The 12,850-nt window shown below is 60.7% G+C and carries 6 protein-coding genes; 4 read left to right on the top strand and 2 right to left on the bottom strand.

The annotated features are described in order from the left end of the window. Window positions 1–41 precede the first annotated feature (41 nt). The 3 genes from MRY17_RS12785 to fabF all read left to right on the top strand — a co-directional run bounded on the left by MRY17_RS12785 (window position 42) and on the right by fabF (window position 5,555). Window positions 42–1,151 (top strand): efflux RND transporter periplasmic adaptor subunit, encoded by a 1,110-nt coding sequence (locus MRY17_RS12785; RefSeq protein ID WP_181284302.1) that lies wholly within the window; start codon window positions 42–44, stop codon window positions 1,149–1,151. Continuing rightward, window positions 1,148–4,201: an efflux RND transporter permease subunit gene (locus MRY17_RS12780; protein ID WP_243353890.1), complete on the top strand. Its 3,054-nt coding sequence runs from the start codon at window positions 1,148–1,150 to the stop codon at window positions 4,199–4,201. The genes MRY17_RS12785 and MRY17_RS12780 overlap by 4 nt, the downstream gene beginning before the upstream one ends. Window positions 4,202–4,268: 67 nt before the next feature. Then, window positions 4,269–5,555, top strand: a complete 1,287-nt coding sequence (gene fabF / locus MRY17_RS12775; RefSeq protein WP_243353889.1) for a beta-ketoacyl-ACP synthase II — start codon at window positions 4,269–4,271, stop codon at window positions 5,553–5,555. A 148-nt stretch (window positions 5,556–5,703) separates the two neighbouring features. Here the strand turns inward: fabF and MRY17_RS12770 are convergent, their stop codons facing one another. After that, window positions 5,704–11,157, bottom strand: coding sequence for a WGR domain-containing protein (locus tag MRY17_RS12770; protein ID WP_243353887.1), 5,454 nt, complete (start codon window positions 11,155–11,157; stop codon window positions 5,704–5,706). Then, window positions 11,145–12,347, bottom strand: coding sequence for a M48 family metalloprotease (locus tag MRY17_RS12765; RefSeq protein WP_243353886.1), 1,203 nt, complete (start codon window positions 12,345–12,347; stop codon window positions 11,145–11,147). Before MRY17_RS12765 ends, MRY17_RS12770 begins: the two co-directional genes overlap by 13 nt. 358 nt (window positions 12,348–12,705) lie before the next feature. On the opposite strand from MRY17_RS12765, the gene MRY17_RS26415 reads away from it, so the two are divergent. Next, window positions 12,706–12,831, top strand: coding sequence for a hypothetical protein (locus MRY17_RS26415; RefSeq protein ID WP_262020186.1), 126 nt, complete (start codon window positions 12,706–12,708; stop codon window positions 12,829–12,831). The last annotated feature ends 19 nt before the right edge of the window (window positions 12,832–12,850 follow it).

Raw genomic sequence — 12,850 nt, 5'->3', positions numbered from 1 at the left:
AAAACTATGATTTCCATTCTATTATTGAGTCACGGGAATCTATGCGCCGGCTTCGACCTGTCCCTATTGCCGCTTGCTTGTTGCCGCTTGTCCTGACGGCATGTGGCGACTCATCCACCGCTGAAGATCCGCGCACGCAGCCCCCGCTGGTGAGGTCGGCAGCCGTTCAGGGTTCCTCCGCGATCTCGCGTTCATTCACCGGGGTGGTCGCTGCCCGTACTCAGGGCGATTTGGGCTTTCGGGTGTCCGGCAAGATCCTTGAGCGTCTGGTTGACACCGGCCAGACCGTCAAGCGTGGCCAGCCGCTCATGCGCCTCGACCCGATTGACCTGGGTTTACAGGCGCGGGCACAACAAGAGTCAGTCATTGCCGCGAAAGCCCGAGCCAAGCAGACCGCGGATGACGAAGCGCGCTACCGTGACCTGGTCGCTGCAGGCGCGATCTCTGCATCGGCCTATGACCAGATCAAAGCGGCGGCCGATACCGCCAAGGCGCAACTGGGCGCCGCGCAAGCGCAGGCTGACGTCGCCCGCAATGCTTCGGGTTACGCGGTGTTGGTCGCCGATACCGACGGCGTCGTGGTGGAGACGCTCGCCGAGCCTGGGCAAGTCGTCAGCCCGGGGCAGCCGGTGGTTCGGCTCGCGAGGGCAGGGCAGCGCGAAGCGATCGTGCATCTGCCCGAGACCGTGCGCCCGGCAGCCGGGTCTTCTGCGCAAGCGACACTTTATGGCAGTACCACCGGCGCTGTTACTGCAAGGCTCAGGCTGCTGTCGGACGCGGCGGACCGTATGACTCGCACCTTCGAGGCGCGGTATGTGCTGGAGGGCGCGCTGGCGAATGCACCGATTGGTTCGACCGTCACCCTCAGGATTGCCGAAGGCGCGGCTCAGGGGCCGGTGTTGCAAGTGCCCATTGCGGCCATTTATAACCCAGGCAAGGGGGCAGGGGTGTGGGTCATCGCCGGGACACCCGCGAAGGTGACCTGGCGACCTGTCCAGGTCCTGGGTTTGAGCGACGACTCGGCCCGCGTTGCAGGCGACCTCAAGGAAGGTGAGCCTGTCGTTGCCTTGGGCGCCCACCTGCTGCGCGATGGCGAAGCGGTGCGGCTGGCTCAACAGGATGACGCCACGGTTGCGGGGACGCATCCATGAGCGAAGGGCGTTTCAATCTTTCGGCGCTCGCCGTACGCGAGCGTTCGATCACGGTGTTCTTGATCTTCCTGATTGCCGTTGCGGGCATCCTGTCCTTCTTCCAGTTGGGACGTGCGGAAGATCCTCCTTTTACGGTCAAGCAGTTGACGGTCATCACCGCGTGGCCGGGGGCGACGGCCCAGGAGATGCAGGACCAGGTCGCGGAACCCCTTGAAAAACGCCTGCAGGAGCTGAAGTGGTACGACCGCTCGGAAACCTATACCCGCCCAGGCCTGGCGTTCACGATGCTGTCATTGCTCGATAGCACGCCGCCGTCGCAGGTGCAGGAGGAGTTCTATCAGGCCCGTAAAAAACTCGATGATGAGGCGATAAAACTACCGGCCGGTGTCATAGGGCCGATGGTCAACGACGAATTCTCGGACGTGACATTCGCCCTGTTTGCCCTGAAAGCCAAAGGCGAGCCACAGCGCCTGTTGGTGCGCGATGCCGAATCGTTGCGCCAGCGCCTGCTGCATGTGCCGGGTGTGAAGAAGGTCAATATCATCGGGGAGCAGCCCGAACGTATCTTTGTCTCGTTTTCCCATGATCGCCTGGCCACCCTGGGCGTATCGCCTCAGGACATTTTTGCCGCACTGAACAATCAGAATGTGCTCACGCCCGCAGGTTCCATTGAAACCCAAGGGCCCGAAGTGTTCCTGCGCCTGGATGGCGCCTTCGACAAGCTGCAGAAGATTCGCGACACACCTATTACGCTCCAGGGACGCACGCTCAAGCTCTCTGATGTGGCGACGATCGAACGGGGTTACGAAGATCCCAAAACCTTTCTCGTGCGTAACAACGGTGAAGAGGCGTTGCTGCTGGGGATCGTGATGCGCGAGGGCTGGAACGGCCTGGACCTCGGCAAGGCGCTGGATGCGGAGACGGTCAAGATCAACCAGGGCATGCCGCTGGGCATGGCGCTTACCAAAGTCACCGATCAAGCGGTGAATATCGACTCGGCCGTCGGCGAGTTCATGGTCAAGTTCTTCGTCGCACTGCTCGTGGTGATGCTGGTGTGTTTTCTCAGCATGGGCTGGCGTGTCGGCGTTGTGGTGGCGGCCGCTGTGCCGTTGACGCTGGCCGTGGTGTTTGTGGTGATGGAAGCCACCGGGAAGAATTTTGACCGGATTACCCTCGGCTCGTTGATCCTGGCGCTCGGCCTGCTGGTGGACGACGCCATCATCGCTATCGAAATGATGGTGGTAAAAATGGAGGAGGGCTACGACCGCATCAAGGCGTCCGCGTACGCCTGGAGCCATACGGCGGCGCCGATGCTGTCCGGCACCCTGGTGACGGTGATCGGCTTTATGCCCAACGGCTTCGCGCAATCGACCGCCGGCGAGTACACCAGCAACATGTTCTGGATTGTCGGCATTGCGCTCATCGCCTCGTGGGTGGTGGCCGTGGTCTTCACCCCGTATCTGGGCGTGAAGATGCTGCCGGACATCAAGACGGTCGAAGGTGGCCACGCCGCCATCTACAACACCCGTCATTACAACCGCTTCCGCCGGGTGTTGGCGCGGGTCATTGCGCGCAAATGGCTGGTGGCCGTTACCGTCATCACGTTGTTTGTGGTGTCGATCCTTGGCATGGGGCTGGTCAAGAAGCAGTTCTTCCCGACCTCGGACCGTCCCGAGGTGCTGATTGAAGTGCAAATGCCCTATGGCACCTCCATTGAGCAGACCAGCGCCACCAGCGCCAAGATAGAGGCCTGGCTGCAACAGCAGGATGAGGCAAAAATCGTCACGGCCTACATCGGGCAAGGTGCACCGCGCTTCTATCTGGCGATGGCACCGGAACTGCCGGATCCGTCATTCGCGAAAATCGTGGTGCTGACGGACAGCCAGGAGGCCCGTGAGGCCCTCAAGTTCCGTCTGCGCGAGGCGGCTGCCGAAGGCCTTGCGCCGCAAGCGCGGGTCAGGGTCACCCAACTGGTATTTGGTCCGTACTCGCCATTCCCTGTTGCCTACCGGGTGATGGGGCCTGATCCGGTAAAACTTCGCGAAATCGCCGGCCAGGTACAGGATGTATTGCAGGCCAGTCCGATGATGAGAACCGTCAACACCGACTGGGGCCAGCTGACGCCGACGTTGCATTTCAACCTGGACCAGGACCGCTTGCAGGCCGTGGGGTTGACGTCAAGCGCGGTTGCACAGCAACTGCAGTTCCTGCTGGCGGGCGTGCCGATCACGGCGGTGCGCGAGGACATCCGTTCAGTGCAGGTGATAGGCCGCGCGGCAGGCGCTATCCGCCTTGATCCCGCCCGGATAGAAGGCTTTACCCTGGTGGGCACGGCGGGTCAGCGGATTCCATTGTCCCAGGTCGGGCAGGTCGACGTACGTATGGAGGACCCGATCCTTCGCCGTCGTGACCGCACACCGACCATCACCGTACGCGGCGACATCGCCGAGGACCTGCAGCCGCCGGATGTGTCGAGCGCGATGGTGAAGGAGCTGCAGCCGATCATCGACAAGCTGCCTGATGGCTATCGGATCGAGCAAGCGGGTGCAATCGAGGAGTCGGGTAAGGCCGGTAAAGCAATGTTGCCGCTATTCCCGATCATGATTGCCATGACCCTGCTGGTCATCATTTTGCAGGTCCGCTCAATCTCCGCGATGATCATGGTGTTCCTCACCTCACCGCTGGGGTTGATTGGCGTAGTACCAATATTATTAATCTTCCAGCAACCCTTTGGGATCAACGCACTGGTCGGGCTGATCGCGCTGTCAGGCATCCTAATGCGCAATACGCTGATTCTGATCGGGCAAATCCATCACAACGAACAAGAAGGGCTGGACCCTTTTCATGCGGTGGTCGAAGCCACGGTACAACGGGCCCGACCGGTATTGCTGACCGCGATGGCGGCCATCCTGGCGTTCATCCCGCTGACCCATTCCGTCTTCTGGGGGACTTTGGCCTACACACTGATCGGAGGCACGTTGGTCGGGACCATCATGACGTTGGTGTTCCTGCCGGCGATGTACGCCATCTGGTTCAAGATCCGCCCTTAGCCTGAGAACAGCACTCAGGCAGCCAAACCCACCCAAGCACTTTCGACTGATAAATGAAGAGGGCTCAATGAATAATCTCAACGGTCAAAAGCGAATCGTCGTCACGGGCGTCGGCATTGTCGGGCCGCTGGGGTGCGGCGTTGAGGAGGTCTGGAAGCGGCTGTTGGCGGGGCGTTCCGGCATCCGCCAGTTACCGGTCGAGGTTACCGAGGGCACCGGTGTTGCAGTCGGCGGTCAGGTGCCGTCTCTGGAGGAAGACGCCATCGCGGGGTATGACCCGGAGCGCGTCATTTCGGCCAAGGACCGCAAGAAGATGGATCGCTTCATCGAGTTTGCCCTTGTGGCGGCGCACGAGGCGCTTGAGCAGGCCGGCTGGCACCCGACCGAGGAGGCAGACCAGGAAAGGACCGCGACGATCATTGCATCTGGCGTGGGCGGGTTTGGTGTGATTGCCGATGCTGTGCGGACCACCGACACACGTGGCCCGCGCCGATTGTCGCCATTCACCGCGCCGTCTTTTCTGGCCAACATGGCGGCAGGGCACGTCTCCATCCGGCACGGTTTCAAGGGCCCGCTCGGCGCCCCGGTTACGGCCTGTGCCGCCGGCGTACAGGCCATCGGCGATGCGGCCAGGCTCATCAGAAGTGGCGAGGCGGACATCGCCCTGTGCGGCGGTACCGAAGCGGCGATCGACCGTGTGACCCTGGGCTGTTTTGCCGCGGCCCGTGCGCTGTCCACCGGTTTTGCCGAACATCCGCAGCAGGCTTCACGGCCTTTTGATCGGGAGCGCGACGGCTTCGTGATGTCCGAAGGCGCGGGGTTATTGGTGATCGAGTCACTGGAACATGCCGTGGCGCGTGGCGCCAAGCCCCTGGCCGAGCTGGTGGGTTATGGCACCAGTGCCGATGCCTACCACCTTACGGCGGGCCCGGAAGATGGCAGCGGCGCACGGCGTGCCATGGAACAGGCACTGCGTCAGGCTGCTGTCAGTCCTGGCGACGTGCAGCATATCAATGCGCATGCGACATCCACGCAAGTCGGAGACAAGGGGGAGCTGGCCGCCATTCGCTCAGTGTTCGGGAAGGGTTCCGGCGTGGCAATCAGCTCGACCAAGTCTGCCACCGGACATCTACTGGGCGCGGCCGGCGGCATTGAAGCGATCTTTACCGTCTTGGCGCTTCGCGACCAGATCGTGCCTCCCACGTTGAACCTGAATCATGCCGATGAGGCGGCTGATGGGCTTGACCTGGTCAGCCTCAAGTCCCGGGAGATGCCGATCATGAATGCGCTCTCAAACGGGTTCGGTTTTGGTGGTGTTAATGCGAGCGTGTTGTTTCGTCGCTGGGAGTCTTAGTTTGTGGTGTGATGGCGAGCTGCGCTTGGGAGGGGGTTATCCATCGGTAGTCCCTCATTCGCTCTCTACGGGGGCGCCGCCTTTTTCAGGCCGCTGCAGCGCGTTCAGATTGAACGCGCTTGTCTCATTCATGCTGGACCGCCTCAGCTCACTCCGGGGTGATTGATCCCGCCTCTTGATACCCTTTGCGCAGTTTCTCCGCGATCAGCTTTTGCGCTTCACGCGAAGCGCGTTCGGGGCTGTCGAGGGACTTGATCAGAGTCTGGCCCTTGGTGCCGATGCGGCCGAAATTCACCACTACCTCAGCCTCGGTGACGCCGATACGCCAGAACTTGTTGGAATTGCCTTCACCAAAGGTGAACTCGCGCATCAAGGGTATCACTTCAGGGGTAACTGGCGGCTGGGCTTGGATCTCGATGGTTTCCTCTGGCTGCTCCGGTTCTGGAAGTGCAGCGGCTTCCTTGCCCCTTAGTAACGCTTCGATGCGATTGAGTACCTCGTCCTGGTCGCGCAGCCAGTCAATACTGAGCACGTCGATAATCTTCCAACCAAAGCTGCGCAATACCGTCGGACGGAAGATGTAGCGCTCACGCACGTCAGCGGCGGTCGCCATATCACCGTCCAGCAGTACGCCGAGGCTGAAGTGTTCACCACTGGTGTCACTGATCGCGAGGTCGCAGCGGAACTGCGAACGTCCGACATATTCCTGTACCGAATGCCCACGTTTGCGCAACGCGGCGGCAAGCGCGCCGCGCAGGTGGTCCTTGGGCAGGCTGACGGCAAAGGACTGCTTGGCGCCTGGATTGAGGTTGGCGAGGATACCCTGGGAGCGCGGCGCATCCCCGCAGGCACTGGCCTGGGCGAACTGCAGGAATGCACGCAGTGCGCCGGCACCGTCGTTATGGGTGTTGGTGATGGCTTCGGACTCAATGCTGGAAACAATCGCCATGCGCTTGCGGGCGCGACTGAAGATCACATTCAGTCGTTTTTCCCCACCACGCTGGTTGATCGGGCCGAAGTTCATCAGCATCTTGCCGTTCGGTCCTGGCGCGTAGCAAATGCTCAGGATGATCACATCACGCTCATCCCCCTGAACGTTCTCCAGGTTCTTGACGAATAGGCCATTGAACTGGCCGGCGTCTTCACGCACGTATTCGCGCTCAAGCCGTGTGGCAAAGGCCGAGTCGCCGCTGGCCAAGTCTTCCAGGGCCTGCTCGATGGCGCCTTGCTGGGCCTCGGAAAAGGCCACGATACCCAGGCTCAGACCAGTCTCCCGTTGCAGCAGCTCCCGTACCAGGTTAGCGATATACCGCGCTTCGGCCAGGTTGCTGCGGCTGAGGTAGACACCGTCGCTCATCTTCAAGAAGCTGATCGGGCTGTCGAGCAGCGTGTCGGCGCCGCGGATGGCCGCCTGGGCGTCAGTGGAGTCCAGTGCGGTCTGGGCCGGGGCAGGGCGCTCGATACGACGGTCGGGAATGGTGATCAGCCGCCCTTCGTAGAACGCCGCGTTGGAAAAACTGATCAAGGCTTCGTGGCGGCTGCGGTAGTGCCAGGCCAGGAGGGTAGCCGGCAAGTTTCGCGCGGCTTGGCTCAGCAAGCTGTCGGCATCAAGGTTGATTGCGATCTGTTCGCCATCCTCCATGGCAGTCAGTTCGTTATCGTCCTGGTCGCCGGCACTGGAGAAGAAGTTGGTCGGTGGCAATTGCATCTCATCACCGACCACAATCACCTGCTGCGCGCGGCTCAGTGCAGGCACAGCTTCTTCGCTGGGGATCTGACTGGCTTCGTCGAAAATCACCACATCAAACAGGTCCGGCGTCAACGGCAGGGTGTCGGACACCGACAGCGGGCTCATCAACCAGATCGGCTTTAGATCGTTGATCACGCGGCCACTGTCGCCACTCGCCATTTCGCGAATGGAGCGATAGCGCATGGTCTTGCCCAGCTCATGTTCCAGTTCACGGCGGCCTTTGGCGTAGGCTTTCTTGAACTCGCGGGCCTGGGCGTCGAGTTGAGTCACCGACATCGCCGATTGCTTCACATGCTCCAGAAAACGCTGGTGCAATGTGGCGCTTAGCACGTGGGCATTGCTTTTGAGCAGGTTGCCTTCAGCCTGGCTAACCTGGCGCGCCGCCAAATTCAAGGCCGCGCCGTCGAAGCGCGCCAACTGCGGATTGGCGCGGTACAGGCGAGTCAGATTTTCCTGGGCAATCAACCCGTCCAGTGCGCGTTGCGCCAAGGCGTACTGTTGCACGACCGCCAGGCAGACAGGATCGGCTTGGTGCAGCTCATTGAGCAGGGGCAGGGTGTCGGGCAGTTCGTCGAGTTCCTCACGCAGATCGCGCAGGTATTCAGCCAATTCGCCCAGGCTCAGCGCCGGGTCGAACACACAATGTTGCGCAACTAGCTCGGCCAAGCGCGCTACCGGCTGGCGCAGGCTGGCTTCCTGGCGTAAACCGGGCAGGGCGTCCGGATTACCCCGCAGGCCCTCAACCCATTGACGCAACAGTGGTGATGCGCTCAGTTGCTGAAGTAAGGCTTGCAGGTTGTGCACGAACAGGCCGATATCCGGGATGCCATAACGGCCTTGCAAGCGTTGCTGCTCGGCGTGCAGTTCGGCAGTGGCGCGATGCTCGTCGGCCAGGTTGTCCAGCACGCTGCGGAAACTGGGGCGAATCGCGTGCTGGCTGAAGTCGTAGCGTCGTTGCAATTCATTGCGCAGCCGCCACCAGGCAGGTTGCAGCCAACGCAGCAGCGAGCCTTCCAGGCGCTGTACCAGATCGATGGCAGCCTGGGTGTCCTGGGGCGCGAGTTTTTCACGCCAGTGGTGGTTGGATTCACGGGCGTTGTGTTGCTGTACGGCCAGTGCTTGCAACGCCGCCTGCTCGGCGTGCAGCGCTTGGGCGCCTGATGAGCCCGGTTCCAGCAGGTCGAGGTGCGCTGCGAGGTTGGCGCTGGTCAAGTGTTCGGCGGCCTGGGTCAGCACGCACGCGTCCGCCAGGCGAGTGTCCGCGGACAACAGGCTCGACGATGACTCCAGGCATTGCTCGACGCTGTCGATCAGCCCACCGGCTTCATCCAGGAACGCCTTGAGTTGGCCGTACGCATGTTCGTGGGTAATCAGGCTTGAGGCCAAGCGGCTGAAAGGGTGACGTGCGAAGCTGTCGAGGCCGAAACGTTCTTTGATCGCCTGATACACGCGGCCGATCAGTTCGCTTTGTGCCTGCCAATAACGCCATTCGGGTAAACGTTCCAACGCTTCGGGAGGCAGCGTGGCAGCAACGGGCGGCAATTCGATCAGGTGACGTACCAGCTCGCGTACCGAGCATGCCAAGGACTCCGGCATCCCACGCATTGCCTGTTCAAAACGCTCTATCAAACCCAACTGCTGGCTCAGGCCTGCCAGCAAGGTGTCGCGCCTGGCTTGCAACTGCGACGACTGCGCATCGCCGGCTATCCAGCGCTCATAGCACTCGCGCAGGTTGCCCACGAAGGCCTTCTTGTCGGTCTGGGAGTCGTGGATCAGGCAGCACAAATCACCCAGTTCACTTTGCTGCAGGCGATGGAACACCACGTCCAACGCTGCACGTTTTTCACAGACAAACAGCACTCGCAGGCCCCGACCGGCGTAGTCCGCAATCAGGTTAGTGATGGTCTGGGATTTGCCGGTGCCTGGCGGTCCCTGAATGATGAAGTTACGCCCGGTACGGGCCAGGCTGACGGCCGCATTCTGCGTGGCGTCGCCCGCCACCACGTTCCACTGTTCGGGCAACGGGATCGGGTCGGGGGCCTGGACCTCGACGTCCCGAGGCTCAATGGAGAACATCCGGTCAAACGCTTCGTTCTGCGCCGGTTCGTCGATCAACTGTGCATAGTCACGCACCAGCGACATCTTGCGATAATTGAAGTTGGCTAGGGTCACCTGGGTCAGGTCTATGTCCCAGGCGTAGCGATGCCCCTGGTTCTCGGGCAGGGCGAAGGTGCTGTTTTCGGCGCTGCTGGCAACCATCTGGGGGTGTTGATTGCGCAGAACCGGTTTCGCGCCTACGGCCAGGCGTAGCGGCAACTCGCTGGGCAGCACCTTCTGCTGGAACAACTGCAGGCCCAGTGGACGGAAATCTTCGCGGTCGTAGCTGAAATCCGGCTTCGTCAAAGGCGTCGACATGCGCTGGCGCGCACGACGGCGCTGGAAGTGATGCAGATGCTGCACGGCTTTTTGGTGGATCAGTTCGATTTGCGGTTTGCTTTGCAGGCGTAACTCAACGCCGGGCTCGGTCAGTTTGATCTGGCGCGCAATATCGGCGTGAATCTCTTCCAGCGAAGTCTTTTGCAGGTCGACGGTTTCCGGCAACTGGATGTCGTAGAGCTGACGCAATTGATGACGCAGTACCGGGTTGAATTCGGCCTCGGTTTCGTCGCACTGCAACACGAACTGGTCACGTACGCCTTTTTTGCGACTCAATTCCACCGGCAACCACAGCAGCGGGGTGACGATGCGTTCTTCCGGCGTGTCCTTGAGGTTGTGCCAGCGCATGAACGCCACCACCAGGCGAAGGTTACTGAAACCGAATTCGGCGCGGTCGCGGCGGGTTTCCTGGATGATGCGCTCCAGGGACGCCTGCAGCCAGGCCTGGTCTTCGAACCGTAGCCATTGCTGCAGGCCGACAGGTTTACCGCTCAGCACTTGTTCGGAGAATCCGCCAAAGTTGGGCTGCCAGGTGCACAGCGCTTCGGGCCGGATACTTTCAATGCGCATCACCAACGGAACGCTGGCCACGGTCAAGTTGACGTTGGCTTGGGTCGGCCGGAAATACAGCAGGCGATTGCGACGCGAAAGGTCAAACAACCGGTTGCGCAGATGTTCCAGCACCACGGTGCGCCGCGAAGCCGGGCCTTCGGCCTGGGCCAACACACGCTCGACATCCAGGCTGGCCGGCTGCTCGCGCCAGGACTCCAGGCGGCGTGCCAGTGAGCCCACGTCAGTGGCGCGCTCATGGCGGTTGAGCTCAGTCATCTCGACGATAAGGTTGGCCAGCACCGGGTTGAGTCGGCCATTGAGCTGGAACAGATTGCGACGATGCCGGGCAAACGTCTTGAGGTCATTGATATCGGCGAAATCCAGCCCGCATGCCAGGCACGCCAGCAACTGGCCCAGCTGGAATATGTCGGTAATCTCATCGTGGTGCCCGAGGCGATGCTCCCAACTGTGCAGGTCAGGGAGGAACACCGGGTGGTCGATAGTTTGATGCAGATCTTCCTGGACTTGCAGGTCGGTAATGGCCACGCCGCTTTCCGAATCCCGAGTCAGGCGGACTTTGCCGACGACGTTGAGCGCCGATTCCGGATTGGGCTGCACCTGCTTGATCGCGTCCATCGCCAGTCGCGCAGGGACACCCTCGGGATTGCGCAATTGCAGCGTGCGCTCCGGCCCCTGTATCACATCGAAATAACTGAGCTGGGCGACACGCCCCAGTTCATGCAGTTGCGCCACTTGGCGTAGCAGCGGCAGCGCCAGGAACAACACATCGTCTATGGGCACGGCAGCGCCATCGTGGCTATTGAGTAACTCAGTGAATGTGACGGGTTGGATTACTGCGTCCATGTGTCGACCTCCGCTTTGAGCGCACGAACGATCGGGTCGAGCTCACGTTTTGGTAGTTTGATATCGCGCTTGAGCACGTTGATAAAGTCATCGGCGCTGCCGAGTTTCTTGGCGGTGCGCGCGGCGTGCAGCAGGGCTTCATCCCGCACGTCGCGGTCCACCAGACTCAGGTCGAGCATGATGAAGTGCAGGTATTCATGGATGCTTGTGTCGATACGCTCGGCGTTCAGCGTCGCCAGGTCGAGTGGCGTTTCGTTGTCTTTCCAATCGGGAAAGAAACCGCGCACCTGGTTGAGCACAACCTCCGATTGCAATACGAACGCGCCGATGAAATGGGCAATAAAGCTGCGGGTGAGGGCGGTCAACTCGACCTGATCGGTCACGTCCAGGCGATTGAGTGACAACGGCCCGCGCAATCGGCGATCCAGCCAGTCATCCGTCTCCGGGAGTTGTTGCCACCAGCTGTCCACCGCCTGGGAGCGTAGAAACGTCTCCGGATGGGAGATGCCCTCGGATAACGGTGCATCCTTGCCGTCCAGCTCACGGGCCTGCTTCAAGTAGCTGGCGGCATCAACGCTGGTAATCCCGGTGTGAATCTTGACCAGCGACGTAATCGACGCTTCTGGACCATTGGCAACCAGGGCGGCACCGCGGTCGGCATAGATTTCAGTGTGCAGGTTATAGAGACGCGCGGTCTGTTCCAGGCTGGCCGGCGTATTCAGATCGGCCATGGCATGATTGAGAATCCGCTCGGCAGTGAGAAAGTCGCCACTGTGCTCCGACCATAAGCGGTAATGGGCCAACTCATGCCCGAGCAACGCCAGCAGCTCCTGGGCATCCAGGCGCTCAAGAATCGGTCCGTAAAACACCACATGCACTTCACCGGCCAGGTAATACAGGCTCGCATTCATCGCACCGTCGCCAGCCTGGTAAAGGGTTGCGGGTGCCTTGATCTGTAAGCACTGCAGCGCCGTTTCACAGGCTTGATAGGCCTGCGGATGGGTCTCGGGGCTCAGGCGATAGGTGTCACGCAGCAATTGCGCGCGCACGTCCTGGGCATGCTCCTGCTGAACGCCCAAGGACGAGGCCCATTCCCACACGACAGGTTCATGGGCTTTCAAGTAGTCGACCACACGCTGGTGGTAAGGCAGTGGCGTCAGGCTGTTGATGTCCAGCGCGGTGGTACTCATTGTGTTCAAACGTCCTTGAGAGGATACGGCTCCCTATACTGCGGTTGTGCAGCAGAGACCTGGGTCGGCATTCCGGTATCAATGATTGGTAACAAACGCGGAGCATACCTATGGGGAGGGGAAAATACTTGTGAAAGAAAGTGGACGTCAGAGGTGGGATTGTTGAATCAGGGCTTTAGGCTGCTCATAAGCATATGCAGCATAATATCGTATTGAACAAGTGGGCGATGTCAGATGTTCATAAGCAGGTCAACAGCCCAAGAATACTGGCTCAGTGCCCCTGACATGAACGCAACTGTTCATCGATTGATGTTCATAGACCGAGTTTTCCGAGACCCGCGTTAGCCTCGTCCCCGGGATGACTCAACCATTGGTCGACCTCGCCCTGCCTCGGGTTACGCGTGAGCACTACATCATCGGTAACGCCGCGATCAATTTCCCGTATCCGGACGTGTTGGCATTTTTTGTCGTACTGGAATCGTGATTCGGGGTTGTGCAAGGTG

This window comes from Pseudomonas orientalis (assembly GCF_022807995.1).
In the GTDB taxonomy this organism is placed as follows: Bacteria; Pseudomonadota; Gammaproteobacteria; order Pseudomonadales; family Pseudomonadaceae; genus Aquipseudomonas; species Aquipseudomonas orientalis_B.
Note: the sequence above shows the minus strand (reverse complement) of the source record. Positions and strands in the feature narration are given on the sequence as shown.

What these genes read in the sequence shown, in the direction of transcription:
- MRY17_RS12785 (WP_181284302.1), top strand. Translation starts at nt 42, where the DNA reads ATGCGCCGGCTTCGACCTGTCCCTATTGCCGCTTGCTTGTTGCCGCTT.
- MRY17_RS12780 (WP_243353890.1), top strand. Translation starts at nt 1,148, where the DNA reads ATGAGCGAAGGGCGTTTCAATCTTTCGGCGCTCGCCGTACGCGAGCGT.
- fabF (WP_243353889.1), top strand. Translation starts at nt 4,269, where the DNA reads ATGAATAATCTCAACGGTCAAAAGCGAATCGTCGTCACGGGCGTCGGC.
- MRY17_RS12770 (WP_243353887.1), bottom strand. Translation starts at nt 11,157, where the DNA reads ATGGACGCAGTAATCCAACCCGTCACATTCACTGAGTTACTCAATAGC.
- MRY17_RS12765 (WP_243353886.1), bottom strand. Translation starts at nt 12,347, where the DNA reads ATGAGTACCACCGCGCTGGACATCAACAGCCTGACGCCACTGCCTTAC.
- MRY17_RS26415 (WP_262020186.1), top strand. Translation starts at nt 12,706, where the DNA reads ATGACTCAACCATTGGTCGACCTCGCCCTGCCTCGGGTTACGCGTGAG.